The 24,933-nt window shown below is 43.9% G+C and carries 18 protein-coding genes; 9 read left to right on the top strand and 9 right to left on the bottom strand.

Annotated elements, in window-relative coordinates; translation table 11 throughout:
• Positions 1-251 precede the first annotated feature (251 nt).
• The 4 genes from galE to AC3CHU_RS23075 all read right to left on the bottom strand — a co-directional run bounded on the left by galE (position 252) and on the right by AC3CHU_RS23075 (position 5,913).
• Positions 252-1,265, bottom strand: coding sequence for a UDP-glucose 4-epimerase GalE (galE, locus tag AC3CHU_RS23060; protein ID WP_171308644.1), 1,014 nt, complete (start codon positions 1,263-1,265; stop codon positions 252-254).
• 85 nt (positions 1,266-1,350) lie between these two features.
• A complete protein-coding gene (locus AC3CHU_RS23065) occupies positions 1,351-3,324 on the bottom strand; it encodes a diguanylate cyclase domain-containing protein (protein WP_488525769.1) in 1,974 nt (657 codons plus the stop codon).
• Positions 3,324-3,860, bottom strand: a complete 537-nt coding sequence (locus tag AC3CHU_RS23070; RefSeq protein WP_488525770.1) for a YfiR family protein — start codon at positions 3,858-3,860, stop codon at positions 3,324-3,326. The genes AC3CHU_RS23065 and AC3CHU_RS23070 overlap by 1 nt, the downstream gene beginning before the upstream one ends.
• Complete coding sequence (locus AC3CHU_RS23075) at positions 3,850-5,913, bottom strand: TonB-dependent receptor plug domain-containing protein (RefSeq protein ID WP_488525771.1); 2,064 nt, start codon at positions 5,911-5,913, stop codon at positions 3,850-3,852. The genes AC3CHU_RS23070 and AC3CHU_RS23075 overlap by 11 nt, the downstream gene beginning before the upstream one ends.
• A 170-nt stretch (positions 5,914-6,083) precedes the next feature.
• Here AC3CHU_RS23075 and AC3CHU_RS23080 point away from each other — a divergent pair, with 170 nt between their 5' ends.
• From AC3CHU_RS23080 to AC3CHU_RS23090, 3 genes are all read left to right on the top strand, one after another.
• The gene (locus AC3CHU_RS23080; RefSeq protein WP_017095551.1) at positions 6,084-6,827 is read left to right on the top strand and encodes a 5-oxoprolinase subunit PxpA; all 744 of its coding nucleotides are present in this window, start codon (positions 6,084-6,086) and stop codon (positions 6,825-6,827) included.
• 176 nt (positions 6,828-7,003) lie between these two features.
• Positions 7,004-7,771, top strand: coding sequence for a 5-oxoprolinase subunit B family protein (locus tag AC3CHU_RS23085; protein ID WP_488525772.1), 768 nt, complete (start codon positions 7,004-7,006; stop codon positions 7,769-7,771).
• Positions 7,764-8,714 carry a 5-oxoprolinase/urea amidolyase family protein gene (locus tag AC3CHU_RS23090; RefSeq protein WP_372243723.1) on the top strand — a complete coding sequence of 317 codons (951 nt, stop codon included), beginning with the start codon at positions 7,764-7,766 and terminating at the stop codon, positions 8,712-8,714. Before AC3CHU_RS23085 ends, AC3CHU_RS23090 begins: the two co-directional genes overlap by 8 nt.
• 305 nt (positions 8,715-9,019) lie before the next feature.
• Here the strand turns inward: AC3CHU_RS23090 and AC3CHU_RS23095 are convergent, their stop codons facing one another.
• The 3 genes from AC3CHU_RS23095 to AC3CHU_RS23105 form a co-directional block, all read right to left on the bottom strand.
• Positions 9,020-10,474 (bottom strand): FAD-dependent oxidoreductase, encoded by a 1,455-nt coding sequence (locus AC3CHU_RS23095; RefSeq protein ID WP_488525773.1) that lies wholly within the window; start codon positions 10,472-10,474, stop codon positions 9,020-9,022.
• Between the two features lie 531 nt (positions 10,475-11,005).
• Positions 11,006-13,444: an ABC transporter permease gene (locus AC3CHU_RS23100; RefSeq protein ID WP_488525774.1), complete on the bottom strand. Its 2,439-nt coding sequence runs from the start codon at positions 13,442-13,444 to the stop codon at positions 11,006-11,008.
• A gap of 1 nt (position 13,445) precedes the next feature.
• The gene (locus AC3CHU_RS23105; protein WP_004730959.1) at positions 13,446-14,120 is read right to left on the bottom strand and encodes an ABC transporter ATP-binding protein; all 675 of its coding nucleotides are present in this window, start codon (positions 14,118-14,120) and stop codon (positions 13,446-13,448) included.
• On the opposite strand from AC3CHU_RS23105, the gene AC3CHU_RS23110 reads away from it, so the two are divergent.
• The 5 genes from AC3CHU_RS23110 (at position 14,119) to mrdA (ending at position 22,023) form a co-directional block, all read left to right on the top strand.
• Positions 14,119-14,736 carry an arylesterase gene (locus AC3CHU_RS23110; protein WP_488525775.1) on the top strand — a complete coding sequence of 206 codons (618 nt, stop codon included), beginning with the start codon at positions 14,119-14,121 and terminating at the stop codon, positions 14,734-14,736. The genes AC3CHU_RS23105 and AC3CHU_RS23110 overlap by 2 nt on opposite strands.
• A gap of 81 nt (positions 14,737-14,817) precedes the next feature.
• Positions 14,818-16,017, top strand: coding sequence for an enoyl-ACP reductase FabV (gene fabV, locus AC3CHU_RS23115; protein ID WP_054546882.1), 1,200 nt, complete (start codon positions 14,818-14,820; stop codon positions 16,015-16,017).
• A gap of 178 nt (positions 16,018-16,195) precedes the next feature.
• A complete protein-coding gene (locus AC3CHU_RS23120) occupies positions 16,196-18,103 on the top strand; it encodes a sensor domain-containing phosphodiesterase (protein WP_488525776.1) in 1,908 nt (635 codons plus the stop codon).
• 119 nt (positions 18,104-18,222) lie between these two features.
• Positions 18,223-19,878, top strand: a complete 1,656-nt coding sequence (locus tag AC3CHU_RS23125; RefSeq protein WP_237288892.1) for an ABC-ATPase domain-containing protein — start codon at positions 18,223-18,225, stop codon at positions 19,876-19,878.
• 246 nt (positions 19,879-20,124) lie between these two features.
• Positions 20,125-22,023: a penicillin-binding protein 2 gene (gene mrdA, locus AC3CHU_RS23130; RefSeq protein ID WP_488525777.1), complete on the top strand. Its 1,899-nt coding sequence runs from the start codon at positions 20,125-20,127 to the stop codon at positions 22,021-22,023.
• A 259-nt stretch (positions 22,024-22,282) separates the two neighbouring features.
• On the opposite strand, the gene AC3CHU_RS23135 is transcribed toward mrdA, so the two are convergent.
• On the bottom strand, positions 22,283-22,903 hold the full coding sequence (locus tag AC3CHU_RS23135) for a DNA-J related domain-containing protein (RefSeq protein ID WP_017079221.1): 621 nt from the start codon (positions 22,901-22,903) through the stop codon (positions 22,283-22,285).
• Between the two features lie 308 nt (positions 22,904-23,211).
• The gene (locus AC3CHU_RS23140) at positions 23,212-24,051 is read right to left on the bottom strand and encodes an isopenicillin N synthase family dioxygenase (RefSeq protein WP_488525778.1); all 840 of its coding nucleotides are present in this window, start codon (positions 24,049-24,051) and stop codon (positions 23,212-23,214) included.
• Between the two features lie 202 nt (positions 24,052-24,253).
• Here AC3CHU_RS23140 and AC3CHU_RS23145 point away from each other — a divergent pair, with 202 nt between their 5' ends.
• Positions 24,254-24,862, top strand: a complete 609-nt coding sequence (locus tag AC3CHU_RS23145) for a DUF2238 domain-containing protein (protein ID WP_065206101.1) — start codon at positions 24,254-24,256, stop codon at positions 24,860-24,862.
• Positions 24,863-24,933: the final 71 nt, after the last annotated feature.

Raw genomic sequence — 24,933 nt, forward strand, 5'->3', positions numbered from 1 at the left:
AGTGAAATTACTTCTCTGCCATCTCTTTCTTAACCATAACTGCAGCAGCAATGATGAAAGTGATAATTAGGCCTAGTTCCATGATTAACTCCAAAGAAAATTAACATTAAACATATAATTCGCGAGCATGATAACAACAACCGATACAGAATGATACTTTTTAACCACTAATTCACTTTTTATTCGATTTAGATCAAAAAAGATGCCCTAAAGCATCTTTTTGTATATTAATCATTCATGAAACTACTAGATCAGCCAGGGAAACCATTAGGATTCGTTGACTGCCAGCGCCATGTATCTTCCGTCATTTCAGTCAATGTACGCGTCGCATTCCAGCCGAGCTCTTTCTGAGCTTTAGCAGGGTCTGCCCAACATTCTGCGATATCACCTGGGCGACGATCGACCAGTTTATAAGGGACTTGTTTACCGCTCGCTTTCTCGAACGCTTTAACCATATCTAATACACTCGAACCGTTACCAGTGCCAAGGTTGTAGATATGAAGACCGTCTTTACGCCCTACTTTCTCAAGCGCCGCGATATGACCATCAGACAGATCCATGACGTGGATGTAATCACGAACACCAGTCCCATCTTTTGTTGGATAATCGCTACCAAATACCGATAGGAATTCACGGCGGCCCACGGCTACTTGAGATACAAATGGCATTAGGTTATTTGGAATACCTTGCGGGTCTTCACCTAGCTCACCACTTGGGTGTGAACCTACTGGGTTAAAGTAACGCAGCAGTGTAATGCTCCAATCTGGATTGGCTTTTTGGAAATCGGTTAAGCACTCTTCAACCATTAGCTTACTACGACCGTAAGGATTGGTTGCGCTTGTTGGAAAATCTTCTGTGATAGGCACACTCGCAGGATCGCCGTAGACCGTTGCTGAAGAGCTGAATACTAAGGTTTTCACACCAGCGTCACGCATTGCATCAACAAGAACTAACGTACCGTTCACGTTATTGTCATAGTATTCAAGTGGCTTAGCCACAGATTCACCAACCGCCTTTAGACCAGCGAAATGAATAACGGCTTCAATGTTGTGTTGCTTCATGGTTTCAGTCAAAAGCGCTTTATCACGAACGTCACCTTCAATGAAATTAGGGCGAACACCAGATACTTTTTCGATACGCTCTAGAACGCTTGGTTTACTGTTATACAAGCTATCAAAAAGTACAGGTGTCATTCCTGCTTTGATCATCTGGATACTTGTATGGCTACCGATGTAACCCATGCCACCTGTAACTAAAACATTCATGTTTAGCAGACCTTTTAATTAAAAATATTCAACCTATCACTTATGATACAACAACTTAGGTAGAGGTCACAAACGCCTACGGCTATTAACTATCACGAGAGAACACAAATTGACCTTTTCCTTTGCGTTTTGCTTGGTACATCGCCTCATCGGCAACCTTTAGGATCACGTCTATATCACGCTCTGAACCATCAACTAAGTGTATGCCCAAGCTCGCTCCAACATGAAGCGAGCGCTGTTTATGGGTCACTTCTTGCCCGATCAGCTCCAACAGTCGCTCCGCTAACTTTGCTAACAAGACTTTGTTGGTTTGTTTAATAATAAGAACAAATTCATCACCCGACAAACGTGCTACCAAATCTCCTGCACGAACTTGAGATAACAACCGGCTCGATACTGCTTTGAGGATTTCGTCGCCCGCATCGTGTCCATAGTTATCATTAACGTGTTTAAAGCCATCGAGATCCAAATAGATAACCGCGAAGTGTTGATTAGAATAATGGCTAGACGTGACTACATCATCCATCACTTTATACAGCTGAGCTCTGTTGGCCAAACCCGTTAATGCGTCGTGATGAGCCAAGTGTTCGAGCCTTTCCATCTCTTTGACATTAGATAAATCAGACAATGTGAGTACCATATCAAACTCGTCTTTCTCGTTGTCTGACGAAACTCGATTCACTTTTACAAACATTGGAACCAAAGTGCCGGATGCACTCTTCTCCCATACCTCGCCTTGCCACTGCCCATAATTTTCCAATGAACTGCGAATTGTCGGCATTAGGGATGAAAATTGTTGCCAAGAAAACACGTCAAATGGTGTTTTGCCCACCAGCAGATCGGCGTGATAACCGAGAAGTTGGGTGACAGCTGGGTTAACCATGGTAATTACATTGGATGAATTCAGTACGATTAAGCCGTCTTTGCTGTTCTCAAAAACACCCGCAGCTATACGTTGGCGACTCATGGCCGTTTCCATCCCCGTGACATCTTGGATTGCATAAAGAATACGACCGTGCTTTGGCAACGAACGGCTACTCACACGAAGCCAGCGTTTTGAGTGAAAGAGATCGGTGGTTTCGAGTAGTTCGTCATTGAGCTCAATCTTAGCGTCGATAACCTCTTGTAAGAGCCCAGTTTGCTTTGTCGCGATCAACTCTTGGATCAACAAATTTTCAAGAAACGCTTCGGTACATTTAAAAATGTCATGAGTAGCAGCGTTCGCATGAACGATGAACCCTTTTTCATCGGCTACCAACAACGAGTGCTGAACAGTTTCAATTACCTCATTTGCAAACGACTTTTCTTCTTGTAGTTTATCGAGCGTAAAATTGATTTGGTTGTCACGATGTTGAAGTCTTTCGAGCATGGTATTAAAAGCTCGAACCAGATCCCCTATCTCATCGTGGTTCGTTGCGACTAATTTTTGTTGTTCTGAACGACGTTCAACAAAGGCTTGCATCGCCTCATTAAGGTCAAACATCGGTTCGATAATCAAGCGTTGAACCAATTTGACCAGTACCCCGCCTAAGATTACCAGAAACAGCAAGTAGACGGCCGCAACCTTGAAAATATTCGTTAAGATCGTATTAAACGTCTCTTTTGATATTGTCACTCTCAAGTTAGCGATCACAGCGTCATCCAGCGTCACCGGAACAAGCAAAAAGATGAAATTCTCGGAGATGGCAAATTGGTGATCCGCGATGTCATTTAATTCATCTGTATTCGGCCTAGGAACCAGCGTATTACTCACTTGATAACTCGCAAAAAGCTGTTCATTAATGTCATAGAGCTTCACCCTGACGATATCTTTATCCGCAACGAAGGCTGACAAAATCTCCTGAGCCGAGGATTTATCCTCAAATAGAATCGCGGCTTGCAGGTTATAAGCAACACCTTGTGCCAACACTTTAACTCGCTGAATAAGACTCTCTTTTTCTCGCTCAAAAGTGACAGTGTAATTAACTGATTGAATCGTCACAAAAGTAACCGAGATGAAGATGACAATCGGTAATATCAGCTTGTTTTTAATCGATAAATTATTAATGAAAGACAACATTATTGGCCCTCCACTATAGCGATTCGTAACAGGTTTGAGCCGATGACGTATTCACCGCGTCTTGCATTCACTAAGTTGATCTTAGGCTTTAGCTTATTATCGATGTGCGTTAGCTCAATGACTCCTCCCATGTCCGTAAAGTTTGGGATATCGCTAATCGTCACAGTATGTGGTGAGTGGGCTTTACGGCTAAATTCATCATTATCGAGATCCGATAGATAAGTGATATCACACTTAGGAGTCACCAATTGATGAACTTGAATAGCAAGAGAACGAATAGATTTTCCTTGTGTAATCGACGTCAGTGCTTTGCTTACCTTCTCATCGCCAATCACACAGAAGTTAACCGTATTCATTGTGCTTTCGTCGTTCCAACGAATAAAGTTGGCAATTCTAAATAGGTACACCGCTTTCACTTCATAAGGCTTGAAGCTAGCCGCCGATGTATTCAAAGGCACAATAAACATAGCTAAAGTGGCAATGCTGAGTTTAGTAAAACCAAGCTTAATACGGTACTTGAGCCACTTAGAATTCATGAGAGACCCTCACATATACGGACTCTTGGTTAGCACTTTTCTCAGACGTGAACTCAGCTTGATAACCGTCACTCTTACCAATGTTTTCAACGACCACTTCAATTAAAGGTGCTGCGGATGATTTTTTCCATGCAAGACGTGCATCAAAGGTTATTTCATGTGGGTAAGATTGCCATTCGTATTGAGTGCCATCGCCTGCTATCCAATAGTCTGGGTAATTCACATTAATGTATTGGCCGATAACATCGAATTGCCAGCTATCGGTGATATTCCACATCAACTGTGCCGTGGCTAAATGTTCATTATCAATATCGTAATAGACGCCAGTTTGTGGGCTAGATTTAGGGTCATCCCCCTTGTTTTCGCCTTCTAACGTTGAATAAGCATAACTAAGGTAACTGGTGAGATCTTCTGTAAGTTGATAACTTGCACCTAGCTCTAAGCCATAGGTTTTCGCTTTATAATCATCAGATAATGCACCGACATAGACATGATTCGCGGGGATATCATTCGGGTCATAGCTGTGGAAGCGTAGATTGTCATGTTCACTCAGGTAGATTGTTGCATCGAGCTCGAAATTTGAATTGTTAGAGTAGCGATACCCCATTTCAGCCGTTATGACGTCCTCTATTTCAAGGTTAGAGTTTGATTTATAGACATCCAGATAACTGTCGTTTGAATCGGTATTATAACTGTTGAAGTAGTATGTAGAGTTTGAATCCATATATGATGGTGCAACCACTGCACGGCTGAGCCCCGCCCACACAGAATGACGTTGAGTTAACTTATATAAACCTCGCAATTGAGGTGAAAGCTCAGTTGAATCATTCTGTGTAAAGTGCTCGACCTTGGCACCAATAGTAATAGATAGTGCTTCCGTCATTTGAATTTGAGACTGTATAAAAGCGTTCGCAATATAATCGTTGGCAGATTGGATATTGTAGGCTCGACCTTCGTAATCGGGATTGTACCAATCAACGTCCGAAATTTGGCTAGACGAGAAATCAAGATACATATATCGCAGGCCACCACCGAGTGTCATCTGATGCTTTACAGATAGCTGGTTGATATAGGTCGAATCAAAATCGAGGGTCGAGTAGCTTCCCGGAGCATCTGGCGCGTTATCCTCATTATATTCCCCCCATAACGAATATGAGAGTGTCGAACTTTCATCAAAATGGCGAGAGTCGTTGAATTGGACGTAAACAGATTGGCTCTTGTTATCGAAATCATTGGCTTGTGAACCGACAAACGAACCTGAGTTATCATATTGGAACGTATAGAGTTCCGACTCGTAAAAGCTTTTCTCGCCGCCGATACGCAATGACCAGTTTTCTTCAGTATTACTTGGTTGAAACACCATCCCAGCCGTTTGCGCTTTCCATTTTTCAGATTCGTTTGTGCGATACGTGGGTTCTTCTCGGTACTTATAGAATGCACGCACATTCACATCGTCATTAAAGCTTAAACCCTGACGAACACTAAACTCGTAATTATCAGTATTAGAAGCGACACCAGAGAGATACGTCCCTTGAGTATCATTGGAAGACTTAGTAATGATATTCACCACACCATTAACTGCATTGCCTCCCCAAATCGTTCCACCGGGGCCTTTTAATACTTCGATACGTTCGATGTCGGCAAGTATATAGTCAACATCGCTCCAATACGTGCCGCCATAGACTGGGCTAAATAAGCTTCGTCCATCCATCATCACGAGCATTTTGTTATACAGCCCATCATGAAAGCCGCGCGTCGAAACAAACCACGAGGTCTCGTTAAACTTAGTCACTTTGAGGCCGGGTACTAGCGTCAGCACTTCCGCAATGGTTTTCGCCCCACTGCGTTGAATTCGCTCATTAGAAAGTACATAAACCGATGAGGGAATGTCGGCAAGTTTTTGTGTCACTTTCGAAGCCGTTTCCATCTCAACATCTAACATAGACAACTCTTCAAGGCTCATCGACATGAGTTGGTCTAAAGAGTTTTCTTGAGCAGCTACAAAAACAGGTGTCGTTAATGCTAGTCCTAAGCAAACCTGGCGCGATATCATGTGCTCACCTAATATACAGATAGATATTAATCCTTTAATCAATAGTTCAACTATATATGAAATGCCATACTGGTAAATTTTCGGTATCGAAAGTTTGAGTCAGGTCACTGTTTATTTATGGCATTTATAAGACCGTCATTACTTACCTCAACGTAAAGGATTAGCACCACGTGACAACGAAGATTTTGCTTAATTGCGACATGGGAGAAAGTTTCGGCAATTGGAAGATGGGCGATGATGAGTCGGTCATGGAATGGGTCGATATGGCGAACATCGCTTGCGGCTTTCACGCGTCTGATCCGCACGTTATGTCCAAGACTATTAAACTGGCACAGCACTATCACACCCAAATAGGTGCTCACCCTGGTTATCAAGATTTAGTCGGGTTTGGTCGCCGTTCTATTCCTCATACTATGGACGAGATCAGTGAACTGGTTTGTTATCAAGTCGGTGCACTACAAGCCCTTTGCCGCTATCACCACACCTCTGTTGGCTATGTGAAACCTCATGGCGCCCTTTACAACGATATGATGGCGAATATTGATGTGTTTAATGCCGTTGCCCAAGCCGTCGCTGAATTTAACATCCCCTTAATGATCCTCTCTTCGTCAGACAATCAGCAGTATTTAGATATTGCTGACGATCATGACTTACCCCTCTTGTTTGAAGCGTTTGCCGACCGTGCATACTTGAATAATGGACAGTTATCGCCGCGAACACAAAAAGGCTCGGTTTACGTCAATCAAGATGACATCTACAACCAAGTCATGCAAATCATTAACTACGGTTCGGTCACGACCATTGAAGGTGAAAGACTGCCTATTGAAGCCGATACCATTTGTGTTCATGGTGATAACCCCCAATCCATCGCATTAATTAGAAAAATCAGACAAGACCTCAACGCTTTTAACTAATATGAAGCGTGTGATTGGTATGGCGCATGGCCTTATCGCTCGCCTTACGAGCACTTAACCAATTGCTCGTAAGGTCTAATTGCTTTGTATTGGTTTAGACACGGAAGTTAGAAACGCCAAATAAGCGAATAAAAGGCAGTAAGTAAATCAAAGGCAAGCAAAAGTATGGAAACGAAATGACGACGAATCAAATTGAGTTCAATATAGCGCCAGTCGCAGAATGCAGTGTTTTGGTCACCTTGGCGCTATCGCCTTCAAATAATCAATCTAGCGCTCAATATGCGCAGTACATGGCTCATTTTTCCGATGCTATTCGTCAAAACTTAGCATCTGTATTGATGAATGTGACACCGGCTTACCACACCATTCTGGTTGACTACTTACCTTATAGAATTTCAGAACATCAGCTCATGGAACAACTCAACGCCTTGTTGAGTCATGCTATTTCGTCCTTCTCTAGCGTTAGTAACACGCGTAACACTATCGAGCTTCCCGCCTATTACTCACCAGAAACAGCACTCGATTTAGACCGATATCAAGCCAAAGGCATGTCGCTGGATGAAATCATTCAACATCACACCTCACAAACATACAGCGTCAGTGCGATTGGGTTTACGCCTGGCTTTGCGTTTATGTCTAATGTGGTCAGCGAGCTTGCTTTGCCTCGTCATTCAACCCCACGTTTAAGTGTACCGAAAGGCAGCATCGCCATCGCGGATACGAAAACGGCGGTGTATCCTTCGGACTCACCGGGCGGTTGGAATATTATTGGCAATTGCCCGATCGCACTGTTTGATCACAGCCAATTGAAGAACGCTGATACCACGCAAACGCCGCTGTCTCTGCTTAATGTCGGTGATACGGTCCGTTTCATCGCGATTTCAAAACAAGAATTTGTAGAGCTTAGGCTTATGGAGATTAGTGGAGATGTCGCTAATGGTTAATACAATAGCTAAACCAACACTAACAGTGATTAAACCCGGCCCGTTGAGTTTGATTCAAGATTTCGGACGATTTGGTGTCGCTCATCTCGGGTTGACACAAGGTGGCCCTGTTGATGATTACTCGTATAGCTGGGCCAATCACCTGCTCGGAAACCCAGTCAACCAAGCGGCGTTGGAAATCACTCTTGGGCAATGCGCGTTACGAATCGACTTTGATTGTGAGATGGCGTTATGTGGTGGCGATTTACAAGCGAAGCTTGATGGCAAACCACAGTCGAACTGGCGTACTTTTCAAGCTTTCGCAGGGCAAGTTCTCTCATTTGGTTTACCTAAAAATGGTCTAAGGGCGTATTTAGCCATAAAGGGGGGCTTCGATGTTCCATCAACTCTTCATAGCTGTTCTACGGTGACTCGAGAAAAGATTGGTGGATTAACGCAAGATGGAGAGCCATGCCAGCAAGGGCAACAAATTGCGTTTACCCAACACAAACTCTCTCGCCCGTTTAAAGCGTTGAGTGTCACCTTCCGATACACGCCTAATTACAACCTACCAGTGAACCTGCGAGTGATTGAAGGCTATCAAAGCGAACTATTCTCCGAGTCAGCAAAAGAGACTTTGTATAACGCACAGTATCACGTTGACCAAAATTCAAATCGCATGGGTTATCGACTGAGTGGTGAATCGGTTGATTCACCTGATATTTCGCTATTGTCAGAAGGCATTGCCTTAGGTGCAATTCAAATCCCCCAAGATGGGCAACCTATCGTGTTGCTTAATGACAGACAGACTATTGGTGGCTACCCAAAGATTGGATGTGTCGCCAGAATCGATTTACCGCGCTTAGCACAAGCCAAACCTGGACATGCGATATCATTCAGCAAGGGAGATCGCTTAGGCTTACAAGATGTTTGGTGCCAATGGGCTCAATTTTTCGGTTATTGATGTGCCCCTGTAGATAAAAGCCACTTTAATACCAATCGTAGTAATTAACTGGTCACCCTAGCTTGTTAAAAATCTCGATAACTTCGTTAGAATTTTTGATTGTAGAATAACTACTTATCGAAAAGAGCCGCCTTGTTCTCAAGCTTTTTTCCTACGCTATTTTTGATCACTTACTTACTGTGATTGGTAGAATTTCGAACATGAAGCAAGACATATAAACTAAAAATCCAACTTACTGTTTGCAGCAAGCTGGATTTTTTTGGTGAGGTCATCATGATTTAAACGGTAGGTGAATCAGCGCAATTTTAAGCGTGGTCTTGACCTGACACCTTTGCAAGCGCTTCTGGGTATCCACGTTCTTGTGTCAAATCTATCGCTCTATTTTCAATAGCATTTAGATCAAGTGACATTGTCACCGAGTGCGTATCTTCAATCGATACTGACTCTGCGACATCAAACCAATGCTCAGCAACCTTTTGTGCAGCCTCTAGGGTTGAGGAAGCTTTGACTACTTCAAGTCGAGCATAGCGCTCACCACAGAATGAAACATCTGAAGCTCTTAAGCTCGGATCGGTTCCCGGAATCTGCTGTGCACCGAACAGAGGCTTACCACCTACCAGTGCAGAGCTAAAACTTGGGATGAACTGAGACATATGTGTTATCGCAGCGCGAGTTCTTAATTCAAGCTGCTCTTCACTCCAACCTGATACGATTTTCTTAAGAAGCTTAGAAGGCAGCTGAGGTTGTGATGAATCTGTTGATGATGAAACAAGCCCCCCCTCAAACAGAGTAATCCCTTCTGTCATACCGTGAAGTTGGAATACACCATCAGCGTACGGTGTTAGCTGAGCCATGCCTTGCGGTGTGCCTCTCGGGCCATGGAAGATAACCTCTGGCCACTCTTCCTTACATTCTTGCGAATACGGCCACTCTGTAACATATGCGGCTTTGAACTCAACAAGCCTTTGTTGCTTAGAACCGACAAAGTCATCCACGATGCCCGTCTCAAAGCCACTTGCATTAATCAAGTAGTCGGTCGTTAGATGACAGCTTTGGTTCTCAGCGTCTGTATAAGTCAAAGACCAGCCTTGCTCTAACGATTCAACAGATTGTAATCGGCTGTTGGTTAATACTGAGCAATTTGATTGTTGCCCCAAAGACAGTTGAGCGGTTGCAGATAAGCGGAATACACTCCAGCCATACTCTTGGACCATAGCAACAGGATACTTAAGGGTTTCTAGATCCGTATGTTTCGCAAAAGGAATACACCAATCATCAAGCGATGTTGGTTTCAGAGGCTGTGTTCGGGTAGCAAGTGCTAGTAACTCTTCTTTACCATACAGCTTGTAATACTCTTCCGGTTTACCAAGCACTTGGTTGCTTTTATCTTGATTAACAAGCTCAGCATAAGCGTTCTTGATTATCTTTAGACGCGGAAGTAGATCCAACGGCTCTCCACCATCACTGTGTGGAACAGCAATAATTGTCGGACGAATATTGATCGTGTGGGGAAACAAGCGGACAGTATCAATTGACTGAGTGAGCAACTGAAGACACTGCTCTACAGAAATATCCCGATACAAATTGCCGCCAGCGTGCAGGTGGCAAATTGGTGGGCCATTAACCAAACTCGGCCCTTTTTCCAAGATAGTGACCTTAAAACCCAACTCACTAAAGTGAATCGCGCTCGTTGTTCCGGCTATACCACCACCAACAATGGCAATAGAAGGCTGATTTGTATCCGTTTTGTTGTGGTTCATCGTGTTCTGTAGAATAAGATTAACTGCCGCTATTCTACTTTTGTTCTGCGATGAATTAAAACACATTTTTATCAAGGTCTTAGTTCGGTGGGATTTAATATCTATGTAAAAAACATAAATAATCTCTTGACTCAATAACTCCAGATAGAGTTTTAAAGGTTATTCTAACAGTCAAAATTGTCCTAAGTGACGCCACATAAAGGCTGCCTCAGTACTCTTAAAACATAGATGTTAACTTATCCCTAAAGTTATCCACCGTTTTTGTGGATAACTGTTGATAACGTTCTTGCTAAGTTGCGCAAACCCTTTGTTTACAGGGACTAACCGCTGTTCATTAAATCGGCATTATTGTGCGATTAGTTTTAAAAAACACTAAAAAATTGGAAAATTAAGGTGCGATATTCGTTACTTGTGCTACCCATTGGTCAAATAAAAAACGGTCTAAAGCGGCGCCATATAAATAGTGCATGACTAAATATAAATAATATCACTTTTAAACCGTTTTAAGCATTTGTGAGATCTCGCTAGCGACTAGCCAAAATCCTTGTTCACGGGGGCCAACAAACGTTTGATTAGGCTATTCACTACCGCGGCCAATGTGATGAACGTTAGTACAGGTAGCGCTATCCACAGCATTGGGTGGAGTGAAGGTTGTAATTCGAAGCCAAAGTTCATTACTCCTGCAACACTGAGCTCAGAACCCATCGCAGCAATCGAGCCAGCCACAAACGCCATTAACCCGTATTCACACCAAATAGTGTTGAGAATTCGCTTTTTACTCGCACCTAAAGTGCGGTACAAACGTATCTCTTGTTGTCTTTGAGACAAGCTCAATCGCAACAGAGTAAAGATTAGCAACAACCCTGCTACCACACCCAGAGCCGCAAGTACGGTTATCGACCAAACAATCTGTTTGAGCAACTCTTGGATCTTGCTACCCATCTTACGAATATCCATCAAACTCACGGTTGGGTGATTTCGAGAGAGTTCGTTGAGCATCTGATTATGTTGTTCTTCTAGTCGGAAGCTCACGAGCCAAGTAGAAGGAATAGAGCTCAAGACATCTGGCGTAAATATGAAGTAGAAGTTCGGCTTCATTTCTCGCCACTCTACTTTTCGGATGCTGTTCACCTTGGCAGAGACATTCTGGCTGTTGATTGTGAACGATAACTCATCGCCAATCTTTAGACCCAGCTGCTCCGCGACATCGGATTCTACGGATACGCCCTGCTCTTGTGTCCAGCTGCCTTCTAACACTTCATTGTACTCAGGAAGGCTATCTCCCCAAGTGAAGTTGATTTCGCGGCTTAGTGCATCTGTTTCTTGTGAGGTATCACTGTATTTTGCCGCTTCAACGCCATTAATGGTCGTGAGTCTTCCTCGTATAATTGGAAACGCTTGAGTACGCTCTACTCCGTTTGCATCAATCGTCTCGAGATAACTGTCTTTCTCATAGCTCGCAATATTCAGCGCAAACGCATTAGGTGCGTTCTCGGGCAAGGTTTGTTGCCAATCCGACAACAAGTCACTTCTCACAAGCCATATGATCGATAGCAGCATCAAAGATAGCGCTAGAGAACCAAATTGAATCCCTGTTGCTAATGGTGTGCGATTAATTCGGCTCAATGCCAAACGCATAGATGTCGACGTCGGCAGCTTGCCGACCAAACGCAGAACAAACGTACTGACAATCGCGAGCACTAAGAACAGGCATGCGATACCTGCTAGAACTATCCATACCAACAGATTGTCGCCGTACATCAGCATCATTGGAATTATAGGTACCAGCAATAACAAGTATTTCTTGTAGCTTTCATTTGATTGATGACTTGATTGAATCACGCTGATTGCCGAAGTGTTGACCAAGCCAATTAACGGAATACCAAGAGCAGGCACACCAATGAGGATGCTTGATAAAATCGCCAAAATGACAGGTTCAATACCATAGCTAGGAAGTGGTGTTGGCAACAAATCACCTAATGGTATACGAAGTAGAAACTCTAAGCCGACCCCTATTGTAATTCCCAGTACAGCGCCGATGACCACTAACAGAGACACCTGTACAAACAACCATTTAATGATCCATTGCTTGCTCGCGCCTAAACTCTTAAGCATCGCGATGGTTTTACGGCGACTCGCCACATAATGTTGGCAAGTGAGTACCAAAGTGGTCGCCGCCATGATCACAACGATAGCAACCGTTAGCGAAAGATATTGAGTTGTGCTCTCGAACATGTCGTTAGTGCGACTCGCAGAATCTTGCGTGCGCCAGCGATCGCTTGGTGTTAATTCTACGCTGTCTTGCGCGGCTTTCAGTTTTGTATCATCACCGTTTAGAAACAGCCTAAAGCTTACACGACTGCCCGGTTGAATCGCTCCAGTGGCCTCGATATCGCTGGTATGAATTAGCACAGCAGGCATTTGTTGGAATGGGTTAAAGCTCAAACCTGGCTCTTGGGTGATACGCCCTGTTATCGTTAAATCGGCATCGCCAATAGTGACATTGTCACCAATTTCAACCTCAAGCTGTGCAAATATACGCTCGTCTAACCAAAGTTCACCTGGCGCAACATGGTTACTAGACACATTGTCCGCACCTTCTAGTATCATTTCTCCACGTAATGGGTAATTACTTTCAACCGCTTTCACCGTCACTAGCTGCATCGAGTTATCACTGAATGCCATCGTTGAAAAACGGGTCAACTGAGAGCTTTTTAACTGTTCAACCTGAGTGAGGTCTAGCAAGGGTTGCGGGATTGGGTTTGCTGAGATAAACACGCTATCGGCAGTAAGCGCATCTTTGCCCTGTTTAACAATCACCTGCTCCATACGTTCGGCCAATGCCGACAATGCAAAAACACACGCAATGATCAGTGTTAATGCTATGGAAACTGGCCACAATTGACCGTGTCGAATCTCTTCGATACTCCATGAGAACAGGCGTTTATTCAGTCCGTTTGATGAATTCAATTTAGACTTCCTCTATCTGACCGACATGCATCTTAAGTGTTCGTTGGCAACGTTGTGCGAGTTTAGGATCATGCGTCACTAGAACAAGTGTTGTGCCATGTGATGAGTTCAACTCAAACAACAACTCGACAATTTTGGCTGCCGTTTGTTGGTCTAGATTACCTGTGGGTTCGTCAGCAAAAAGGATTTTTGGCTTGATCATAAAAGCTCGAGCTAAAGCGACTCTTTGTTGTTCACCGCCTGATAGTTGAGATGGCAGGTGATCAAGCCTGTCTTTTAAGCCCACTGATTCAAGCAAAGCCGTCGCACGTTCGATGTCTTCGTCTTCCCCTTTAAGTAGACAAGGAAGCGTGACATTTTGCAGCGCAGAAAGGCTTGGGATTAATAAGAAGCTTTGAAATACAAATCCTACCGATTCACTGCGGATCTTAGCCCTTGCTTCATCATCAAGCTGTGAAAGTGGCTGCCCTAATAAACTGATTTCGCCTTTCGTTGGCACATCAAGCCCTGCAAGCAATGTCATTAGGGTTGATTTACCTGCGCCAGACGTGCCGACAATCGCGACAGTTTCACCTTCACGAATATCAATATCGACGTGCTCTAGGATTGTTAAATGTTCTTGATTAGTAGACACTGTCTTCGAAACAGCTTCAGCTTTAATGATGGATGTATGCATGACTCGACTAATTTCCTTTTTATTCTTTATTATATTTTCAACCGCTTCTTTGGCTCAAGATACCGAGTTAGATTCTAAGTTACTGGTACTTGGTGATAGCTTGAGTGCTGGTTATAACATGGACATCAAACAGAGTTGGCCAAGTCTGTTGCCAAACGCATTAGCGAAGCATGACAAAACAGTTACCGTGGTAAACGGCAGTATTTCGGGTGACACAACTGGCAACGGGTTAGCTCGTTTACCACAATTACTTGAAGAACATGCTCCAGACACTGTTCTTATTGAGCTCGGTGCAAATGATGGCCTTCGTGGCTTCCCACCTAAGCTGATGTCTGCAAATCTTGATCAAATCATTGAGCAGATAAAAGCTGCGGGCGCCAAGCCAATTATGATGCAGATTAAAATCCCACCGAATTACGGTAAGCGTTACAACCAGCAATTTGAATACGTTTTTGCAGCGCTTGCTGATCAACAAAATGTGCCGCTTTTGCCGTTTTTCCTAGAGCATATCATCCTTAAACCTGAGTGGATGATGAACGACGGACTGCATCCAAAACCAGAAGCTCAACCTTGGATCGCTGAATGCGTCGCCGAAGAATTATATCAGTATCTTTAAGTTTTAATGGTCTAGCTCAATAAATTTTACACAGCTTTACGTTAGCCTGAGTGCATATCACCGTTAACTGTAAGGTTATTTATGCTGATCGAACCTATTATCAAGGGTGTGGTAGCCAAAAGCGCTCACCCTCTTGGCTGTCAAGAAGCTGTAAAGCAACAAATCAAGTTTGTTAAGAGTGCGCCGCAAATCAAAGATGGCCCCAAACGAGTACTGATTATCGGCGCTTCCTCAGGCTTCGGCCTTGCCGCTCGTATTGCCGTGACCTTTGGCGGTGCAAAAGCTGACACCATCGGCGTCTCATTCGAGCGCGGTCCTAACGAAAAGTCCCTCGGTAGTGCTGGTTGGTACAACAACATCTACTTCAAGAAAGAAGCCGAACGAGAGCAACGCACTGCTATCAACATCGTTGGCGATGCATTTTCACAAGAAACACGTACACAAGTTGTCGAAGCCATTGAAACCTACTTCGAAGGTGAAGTGGATCTGATTATCTATAGCTTAGCGGCGGGCGTTCGACCTAAGCCAAATACTGATGAGCTTTGGCGTTCTGCCATTAAGCCTATTGGTGAAAGCGTTACCGGCGCGACTATCTCGCTAGAGCACGACAACTGGGTGACAGACACACTTGCTGCAGCGACGGAAGAAGAAGCCGAAAGTACACTCAAAGTCATGGGCGGCGAAGATTGGGAACAGTGGATAGATGAGCTCATCAACGCTGAATCCATTGCCCCTGGTTGTAAAACCATCGCATTTTCCTATGTTGGTCCAGAAGTCACGCACCCTATTTACTTAGACGGCACTTTGGGGCGCGCTAAAATAGACCTTCATCAAACCAGCCATGCTCTGAATCTTGAACTAGCAAACTTCGGCGGTAATGCCTACGCGACTGTGTGTAAGGCACTCGTCACCAAAGCCAGTGTATTCATTCCGGGATTAAGTCCTTATTTGCTCGCTTTATATAAAGTGATGAAAGAGAAAGAGACGCACGAAGGCTGTATCCAACAAATGCAGCGTCTATTCAGCAGTAAACTGTATGGTCAATCAAAAGTCCCTCTGGACGGCGAACGCCTAATTCGGATGGATGAATGGGAACTCGATCCAGAAACCCAAGCCCATGTGACTGAGCTACTTGAAGCTATGGATGAAAACAACTTTCAAGCAATTGGCGACTATCAAGGATTCAAAGAAGAGTTTTTACAGTTGAACGGTTTTGCTCAACCGTCGGTAGACTATAAAGAGAAACTTAACACTGATGATTTTATAAAGTTAAAGCCTTAATCGAAACTTATCTCATTACTGAGACCCAGATTCACATTTGAAAACCTCTGCAAAATTGCAGAGGTTTTTTTGTGCAACATTTCTTATACTTAGTAAAAGTAAGATTCACAGTTTATTTGGTTCATCTTAATTAACACAGGATGTGTTGATGCATTTAGCATAATTGACTCGGAGTCATATGAAGAAGATAAAAACGATAGACTTAGATATCCCTGACGATATGGCCTCCAGTTGGCAGAATATTGTCGACCTCTTGGCTCAAATCACTGAAGTTCCCGCCGCACTTATCATGCGCGTTCACACCAACTACATTGAAGTTTTCTCTACCAGTCGCAGTGAGGATAACCCTTACAACAAAGGCGATTCTGAAACCTTAGGTAATGGGCTTTACTGCGAAACGGTGATGGAATCTCAGCAACAGCTTGTGGTGCCCAATGCGCTTGCCGAACCTGATTGGGAAAACAACCCCGATACAAAGCTTGGCTTAATCTCTTATTGTGGCATTCCGCTATTTTGGCCTAACGGCGAATTGTTCGGCACCATTTGTATCTTGGACTCGAAAGAGAATCACTATACGCCTACCTATATCAAGCTATTAGAGAGCTTTCGTACCTCGATAGAGTCCCAGCTTAAAACCTTGTTTCAGCACGCTAAGCTCACCCAAATGAATCGTGACTTAAAGAACCGGGTCTACACTCGCACTAAAGATCTTGCGAGTCTCAATTATTCTTTAAACCAAGAGATTGATAAGCGAAGAGCGGCTGAACAAAAGATAAACTTCCAAAAGAATCATGACATCGGCACCGGTTTTTTGAACCGAACCGCATTCGAGTCTCGCCTAAATAACAAACTATCGTCACAACAAAGGCTGACGGACAGTTCATTTGCGGTTATTCATATAGGGTTTACGAATGGAAGGCGCATACAGGCTCGATATGGCTATGACGCTTTAGACCAAGTGTTGGTTGAATACCGACAACGTATCGACAGTATCTCTGATATCGATGTACTAACTGCACGTCCTACTTCTATCGATCTCGTACTGGCCTTCAGCGTAAAAGATTTACACCAACGCCTAGAAGAACTTTGCCAGACGCTCGTTAAGGTCGGCCATTCAGAGTTCGATATCGACAGTGACAAAGTACATTTGCATGCCTTTATCGGGATTGCGATTACTGATAACGAAGACGATGCGGAAAGCATTCTCCAGAAATCATCAGAAGCCATGCTCGCCTGTAAAGATTCCGGGCAAAAATTCGCTTACTACTCTCAATCTCATACTGAACAACAAAGTCACATCAATAAGATCGAAGGTTATTTGCTTCAAGCTGTCCGTAACGATGACCTCATGCTCTACTTTCAACCTAAGGTATGTCCATTAACGCATCGTTGGGTTGGTGCTGAAGCCCTACTACGTTGGCGCCATCCAGTATTAGGTGATATCTCCAACGAAACCTTGATACATATGGCCGAGCAAAACGGCTTGATTTTCGAAGTCGGAAGCTTTGTTCTGCGTAATGCGATTGAAAAAGCGAAAGAGTGGTCCGAATACGTTGAAGATTTCAAGATGGCTGTGAATGTGTCTGCAATTCAACTCAAGAACGTGCACTTTGCGGAACAAGTGGTTCACCTACTCGAAACCTATCACCTAGAACCTCATTTTTTGGAACTCGAGGTGACAGAAAGTGGCCTGATTGCCGATGAAGTTGTCGCTAAGAATACCTTAGAATCGCTGCATGACATTGGCGTTACATTGTCACTGGATGACTTTGGGACGGGCTATGCCTCTTTCAGTTATCTCAAGAAATTTCCGTTCGATACGATTAAAATTGATAAGAGCTTCATCGATCAGATGCTTAACTCACACGAAGACTCGGAAATCGTTCGTTCTATTGTCCAAATCGCGAAGAAGCTCGACCTAAAAGTCACGATTGAAGGGATAGAATCTGAAGTTCAGGAGCAATTTATTATCAACGAGGGCTGCGATGTGGGACAAGGTTACCTTTATGGGCGGCCAATGCCGAGCCAAGAATTCGAACATAGTTTAATCAATCAAAACTATTTGGGGACAACCCGTTACGCTTAAAGCAAAAAAGAGCAGTTTGTTTTGGATTTAGGCCTACTTTCTCTTTACTCTAAAGGTGGTGATTTTTATAATCGCCGCCTTTCTGTTTTAATCTTCCCTTTATATAGGCATTCCTCGTTATGGATCAGTTGACTGCAAAGCTTAAAAAGCTCGAAAAACAAAACTTCCGCGCATATCAACAAATTAAAGGTCAATACGACTTTGCTGATTTCGAATTACACATCGACCACGTTCAAGGTGACCCGTACGCATCTTCTTCACGTTTTCGCGCAACACGCGCCTGGTCGTTAACAGGGTTAGGTTGGCTGAAAGAAAAGTCTTACGAATACCAAGTAGCAGCGCGTGATTTCATTGCACGTAGCTTCTCTGAATTTGCTAAGCAAGAAACGACTGTGTCTATCGCACTAACAGGCCAAACTGTTTTGGATAACACATCTGTGGTTTTCACCGAGCACGGTATCGAAATCCGTTTTCGTATCAACCTACCTGCTGATGGTCGTAGTATTCTTGCAAAGAAAGCAATCAACATCATTACATTCTATTTGCCTAAGTTTATTCGTCGCGCAACGCTTGAACGCGAACTCAACATTGAAGCGATGATTAAGCATTGTGAAGCCGTTGAAGACCAAGACGCGTTGCGTGCTCAATTGGAAGAAAACAACCTAGCGGCATTCGTAGCAAATGGCAGCGTATTACCTCGTATTGCTGGTAACTGTGACCTACCAATGAAAGGTGCGGTGCCTTTCTCTGCTCCAGAATCGTTGAGTGTTACGTTAAACACACCGAACAAAGGTGATGTGACTGGCCTAGGCATTCCAAAAGGTATCACGCTAATCGTTGGTGGTGGTTTCCATGGTAAATCTACGCTGTTGAACGCCGTTGAACGTTCTATCTACAACCATATTCCTGGTGACGGTCGTGAAGGTATCGTGACTGCGACTGATACAATGAAGATCCGCGCTGAAGATGGCCGCTGTGTTCACAACTTGAACCTATCAAATTACATCAACCATTTGCCGATGCAAAAAGACACGTCTGATTTCAGTACACAAGATGCGTCTGGCTCGACATCGCAAGCGGCTTGGTTACAAGAATCAATTGAAGCAGGCGTTCAAACGCTACTTATTGATGAAGATACGTCAGCGACTAACTTCATGATTCGTGACGAGCGTATGCAAGCGCTTGTATCAAAAGGGGCTGAGCCTATCACTCCACTTGTTGACCGTATTGGCCAACTTCGCGAAGAGATGGACATCTCAACTATCGTGGTAATGGGTGGTTCTGGTGATTACTTAGATGTGGCTGACACTGTGATTCAAATGCACGACTACCAAGCGGTCGACGTCACTGAAAAAGCACAAGAAGTCATCGCTCAACACCCTACTCAACGAACTAACGAATGTGAGACAGCATTAGAAACTTTTGTTCCTCGCTCGTTAAACCGTGCTGCACTGATGAACATTCTTACTGACGGCAAATTCCGAGTTAACGCGAAAGGCAAAGAGTCACTGCGTTTTGGTAAGGAATTCGCTGATCTTTCTGCATTAGAGCAGTTAGAGTCAACATCAGAAGTGAACGCGATTGGTTGGGCATGGTTCCAGTTTGCACAAACTCCGGGTTGGTCAAACAACCCTGCTAAAGAGTTTAGCGCTATCTTAAGCGATGAGTGGCACGTTAATATGCCAAACTACGGTGATTTAGCGAAACCAAGAGTATTGGATGTAATGGCCGCACTAAACCGTATGCGTAAGTCTCAGTTCAAACCTTCAAACTAAGTTAGATTCAAGCATCATAAATTGTATTGACGGCTCTCATTCTGAGGGCCGTTTTTTTATTCGCTAGCTCTAGATCTAAAGCCTTAAGACCGTCTCCTGCCTCACTTTTCTTGTTTGAAGATAAAACCCACCAATATTGTGCTTATCCTAAAAATCATGACACAGCTTTTACAAAACTATAGCGATATTCATATAAAGTTCCGACTCGACAGGTGTAACCAAATGTAACAAACCCTTGAGGCTTCAATGAATCATAAACGCGTTAAGATGCGTGACCATAAAAAAGAAGTAAATCTGTTCAAAAACCGTGTAACCGTTGCGTTTTGTGGGATCTTGCTGTTCACTCTTGTCTTAGTCGGCAACCTTTACCGACTTCAAGTCGAAAATTTTGAAAGCTATCAAACTCGTGCCGACGGCAACAGAATCAAAGTATTACCTATTCCCCCAACTCGCGGGCTCATTTACGACCGCAATGGTGTGTTGCTCGCCGAGAATGAACTTGTCTTTAATCTGACGATGATTCCAGAGCAAACTGATGATGTCGATGCAATGCTTACCAAGTTGGACAAATACATCCCGCGAGAGGCTGAGCAGATTGCTCGTTTCAAAAAGCGTTATCACAACACTCGCCGTTTCAAATCTGTCACGATACTAGAGAACCTAAGCGAAGAAGAAATTGCTAAGTTCTCAGTGCACCAGTACCAATTCCCCGGCTTATCGATCGATACCAGCTTGAAACGATTTTATCCAAATGGAGAGGTACTTACCCATGTCTTAGGATATGTCGCACACATCAATGATAGCGATCTTAAGAGACTAGAAGAAAAAGGCATCGAAGCGAATTATCAAGCGACGACCATTATCGGTAAGCTTGGTGTCGAACGCTATTACGAAGACATTTTGCACGGCACCAAAGGTTATCAAGAAGTCGAAGTAAACAGCCGTGGGCGAGTCGTCCGCACCATTGAGTATGTAGCTCCAGTAGCAGGAAAAGATATCGTATTAAATATCGATCTCGAACTACAAAAATACGTATTCGACCAGCTTGATCACCGAACAGGCAGCGCAGTCGTTCTGGACCCGAAAGACAACAGTGTACTTGCAATGGCATCAAGCCCCAGCTACGACCCGAATCTCTTTGTCGACGGTATTTCTAGCAAGAACTATCAGCGTTTATTGAATGATCCTGCTCACCCATTGGTAAACCGCACTACTCTCGGCGTTTATCCTCCGGCATCTACCATCAAACCATTTATGGCAGTAGCTGGCTTGCAAGAGCATGTCATCTCTGAGGATACGATTCGTGATGATCACGGTTCATGGCAAATCCCTGGTTCTAAGCGTAGCTCTAAATCATGGCGAGACTGGAAACGCTGGGGTCACGGCCCTGTCGACGTTACTCAAGCCATTGAAGAGTCAGTGGATTCGTTCTTCTATCAAACCGCTTTTGACTTGGGCATTGACCGTATCTCAAGCTGGATGAATCGCTTTGGTTTTGGTGAACCTACAGGTATCGATATCTATGAAGAGAGTACCGCCAACATGCCAACTCGAGAATGGAAGATGATGCGCTATCGTACCCCTTGGTATCAAGGTGACACAGTTCCAATTGGCATTGGTCAGGGTTATTGGACATCGACACCAATGCAACTGGCAAAAGCGACTTCAGTGTTGGTCAATCATGGAAAGGTGATGCCACCTCATATCCTGAGAGCAATCTTGGATCATGGTGAGGACTTTGACACACAACAACTCGTTACACCTGAACCTATGCCATCTATCACTGAAGTCCCTGACAAAATATGGGATGTACCCATCAATGCAATGAGACTCGTAAACCACGGCAGCCGAGGTAGCGGCAGGCGCGCATTTAAGGGAACTAGCTACACTAGCGGCGGAAAATCAGGTACGGCACAAGTCTTTGATCTTGCGAAAGATCAGGTCTATAACTCGAAGAAGTTGGCTAAGCATTTACTCGACCATGCGCTTTACACGGCTTTCGCACCTTACGAGCACCCTGAGTATGTCGCGACGGTGGTCATTGAACACGGTAACGGAGGTTCAAAAGTTGGTGCTCCTTACATTCGTAAGGTATTGGATTACGCATTTGAGCATAAAAGTGGTGAAAGCAAAGACCACTCGTAGCATCAATAAATGTAGTAGTAACAATAAATGAAGTAGTAACGACGCTTAATCTAGTTGCAACACATAGTGTAGAAACAGCGCATAATGTAAAAGCAACACATAACGTATTTACAAAACATAATATAGTTACAGAATATAGCTTAATGACGACAAAGCCCCACTTGTATCACTCACAATGTGGGGCTTTTCAATTTTATATATTAGGGCCTAAATTTCACTCCAAAGAGTCAATAAACCGCGCAATAAGAGTTACATTCGATTACGAGCTTCGTAATACATTCCATGCTTCACAGAGCGTCTGAAATTTCGCCGTATTTCCCTCGTCCCGATCTGGATGCCAGCGCAAAGCCAATTGTCGCCAGCGCTTTCTAATCTCATGGTGAGTCGCGTCCAACGGTAACTCAAACAAGTTTAACGCTCGGCTTCTATCCATATCGAGCTCATCACCACCGACAAACTTTCTGTACCGAGTCCAGAACTCGTTCAGCAGCCTTTTAACTTCGCCCTCGTCCGCTTCATAGTTAATCCAATTAATGTAGTATTCTCGAAGTGGGTCTTGATGATCGATGCTGTGACTGCTTCCGTGATAACGACCATTCATCAATTCAATGTCCATCGCTTGGACTTGTAGCCAACCATCAGGGTGTAAGGTTTCTTGAAGCTGATAAAGCGCATTCATGATGAGGAAGTTCTTTTTAAACAACTCTTTCTCAGGTGCTGGGTCTAGCACCGGCACAAACCCAAGGTCGTTAAGATGAGCCGCCAATGTGTGTACTTTCCAGCCGCTTGGCTTTTGCTTGAGCACTTCCATAATCGGCCAAAGCAATGGGTTCTCCATATGGCAATGAAAGTTTGCTCTCACCTCTTGATGATTCGACATAGTGGACTCAGTTAGATTTTCTGTATTAATGGATGACTAGGGCATTGGATACAATGAGCAACCTACATCATACCCATTGGCGTATCTCTTTTAATTGAAAGCGATTTTCTGTGATTTGTCGAGCTAATGGACCAACAACTTTCAAACGCTTGGCTCAAAGGCCCCCTTTCATCATGAAACTGAAAGTCATTAAGTGAGTGCAACCGCCATCAATGCAGAAGTGATCCTGAAGTACAGGTACAAAAAAGGTCAGCAATTTAGCTGACCTTTGATATCTATACCAATTTTAGCACGACATATTTCGCTAATTAGATAACGCCAAGTTCTCTTAGGCGCTCCATTAGGTACTCGTTTGCTGTGTACTTTTCTGACAGCACAACTTCCGGTTTCGGGTGAAGGAATAGAGGCAAAGAGATACGAGATTTCTCTTGGCGTTCACCTGATGGATTGATTACACGGTGAGTTGTCGATGGAAAGTAACCACCCGATGCCTCTTGAAGCATGTCACCAATGTTGATGATCATGTTGCCGAAGTCACACGGAGCATCTAACCACTCGTCGTTTTGAGCTTTAACTTGAAGGCCTGGCTCGTTTGCTGCAGGAAGAACAGTCAGTAAGTTGATGTCTTCGTGTGCTGCTGCACGGATAGCGCCTGGCTCTTCGTCACCTTGCATTGGTGGGTAGTGAAGAACACGAAGCAGAGTCTGCTCACTGCCGTTGATCATTTCAGACAACGCGATAGAGAACTTCTCTTGTACTTCTTTAGGAGCATGAGCTTCAACCCATCCTAGAAGCTCTTGAGCAAAAGCATTCGCACGTTGGTAGTAATCTAGAATCTGTTCTTTCAGCTGCTCAGGAATTTGGCCCCAAGGGTATACGTGAAAGTACTCTTTGATGTCTTTTACAGTGTGGCCCTTAGCAACTTCAGACACTGATGGTGGAAAATATCCATCTTGTGTTTCAACATTAAAGTGGAAGTTCTCTTTCTCTTCAGAGATGAAGAATTGGTACCAGTTTTCGTAAATAGACTCAACAAGCTCTTTCGGGATTGGATGGTTCTTAAGAACACCAAAACCAGTTTCACGTAGAGAGCGAACAAATTGTTCTGCTGCGTCGTCAGCAAGGTAATCGACAGTTTCCAGTTTCATGACTTTTCTTTCTTGTTATGTAGTGATGGAGCGATTTTAAGGATCGCTTTGTTGTAAATCAAACTTTTGTGAAACTCTCGCAACCGTTTGTCTAGATACTGGGCGATAACGCCAGTTTTCAACAAATATGGTGATTACAGCCCAATTGAACACTGTTCAATATTGTGTAACACTATTAAAAACTTCGACGAGAGATCTCGATATGACAATTACGCCACTTGCTCAAAATCGACCATTGCTTTCATTAACGACGCTTTATCTGATTGTGTTTCTATTTTCAGCGTTTGCTCCCTCTTCAAGAGCAGTATGGATTGCCGAAATTGTTCCTGCTCTAGCGATATTAGTAGGTATCTGGTGGCTATCAACCAAGCTCACCTTCACTAAGACTGCCTACGTTTTAATGTTCATCTGGTTGGTTCTGCATACGATTGGCGCTAAGTACACTTTCGCTGAAGTCCCCTTTGATTGGTTTAATAACCTGATTGGATCTGAGCGTAATAACTTTGACCGCGTGGCGCACTTTTCGATTGGTCTCTACGCTTACCCGCTCGCTGAATATTTGATTCGTAAGAAATTGGCTCAACCAGTACTGGCATGTTTCTTTGCCTTATTTGCGATCATGAGTGTTGCCGCAGGTTACGAAATTATCGAGTGGTGGTATGCCGAGATTGCAGGTGGTGATGAAGGTATCGCGTTCCTTGGCTCACAAGGTGATATTTGGGATGCACAGAAAGACATGCTGTGTGATACAACGGGTGCTATTGTCTCGCTATTACTTCTGAAACTTCAAGGGCGAGTTAGAGATCAGTAGTTCGTGGATAGCCCGCTCAACTTCTTGCTTATAAGCTAATAAGTCGATTTAAATGCCACGACACAGAAACT

Source organism: Vibrio sp. QJM3NY_39, assembly GCF_057785895.1.

What these genes read in the sequence shown, in the direction of transcription:
- galE (WP_171308644.1), bottom strand. Translation starts at nt 1,265, where the DNA reads ATGAATGTTTTAGTTACAGGTGGCATGGGTTACATCGGTAGCCATACA.
- AC3CHU_RS23065 (WP_488525769.1), bottom strand. Translation starts at nt 3,324, where the DNA reads ATGTTGTCTTTCATTAATAATTTATCGATTAAAAACAAGCTGATATTA.
- AC3CHU_RS23070 (WP_488525770.1), bottom strand. Translation starts at nt 3,860, where the DNA reads ATGAATTCTAAGTGGCTCAAGTACCGTATTAAGCTTGGTTTTACTAAA.
- AC3CHU_RS23075 (WP_488525771.1), bottom strand. Translation starts at nt 5,913, where the DNA reads ATGATATCGCGCCAGGTTTGCTTAGGACTAGCATTAACGACACCTGTT.
- AC3CHU_RS23085 (WP_488525772.1), top strand. Translation starts at nt 7,004, where the DNA reads ATGACGACGAATCAAATTGAGTTCAATATAGCGCCAGTCGCAGAATGC.
- AC3CHU_RS23090 (WP_372243723.1), top strand. Translation starts at nt 7,764, where the DNA reads ATGGTTAATACAATAGCTAAACCAACACTAACAGTGATTAAACCCGGC.
- AC3CHU_RS23095 (WP_488525773.1), bottom strand. Translation starts at nt 10,474, where the DNA reads ATGAACCACAACAAAACGGATACAAATCAGCCTTCTATTGCCATTGTT.
- AC3CHU_RS23110 (WP_488525775.1), top strand. Translation starts at nt 14,119, where the DNA reads ATGACTCGACTAATTTCCTTTTTATTCTTTATTATATTTTCAACCGCT.
- AC3CHU_RS23105 (WP_004730959.1), bottom strand. Translation starts at nt 14,120, where the DNA reads ATGCATACATCCATCATTAAAGCTGAAGCTGTTTCGAAGACAGTGTCT.
- fabV (WP_054546882.1), top strand. Translation starts at nt 14,818, where the DNA reads ATGCTGATCGAACCTATTATCAAGGGTGTGGTAGCCAAAAGCGCTCAC.
- AC3CHU_RS23120 (WP_488525776.1), top strand. Translation starts at nt 16,196, where the DNA reads ATGAAGAAGATAAAAACGATAGACTTAGATATCCCTGACGATATGGCC.
- AC3CHU_RS23125 (WP_237288892.1), top strand. Translation starts at nt 18,223, where the DNA reads ATGGATCAGTTGACTGCAAAGCTTAAAAAGCTCGAAAAACAAAACTTC.
- mrdA (WP_488525777.1), top strand. Translation starts at nt 20,125, where the DNA reads ATGAATCATAAACGCGTTAAGATGCGTGACCATAAAAAAGAAGTAAAT.
- AC3CHU_RS23135 (WP_017079221.1), bottom strand. Translation starts at nt 22,903, where the DNA reads ATGTCGAATCATCAAGAGGTGAGAGCAAACTTTCATTGCCATATGGAG.
- AC3CHU_RS23140 (WP_488525778.1), bottom strand. Translation starts at nt 24,051, where the DNA reads ATGAAACTGGAAACTGTCGATTACCTTGCTGACGACGCAGCAGAACAA.
- AC3CHU_RS23145 (WP_065206101.1), top strand. Translation starts at nt 24,254, where the DNA reads ATGACAATTACGCCACTTGCTCAAAATCGACCATTGCTTTCATTAACG.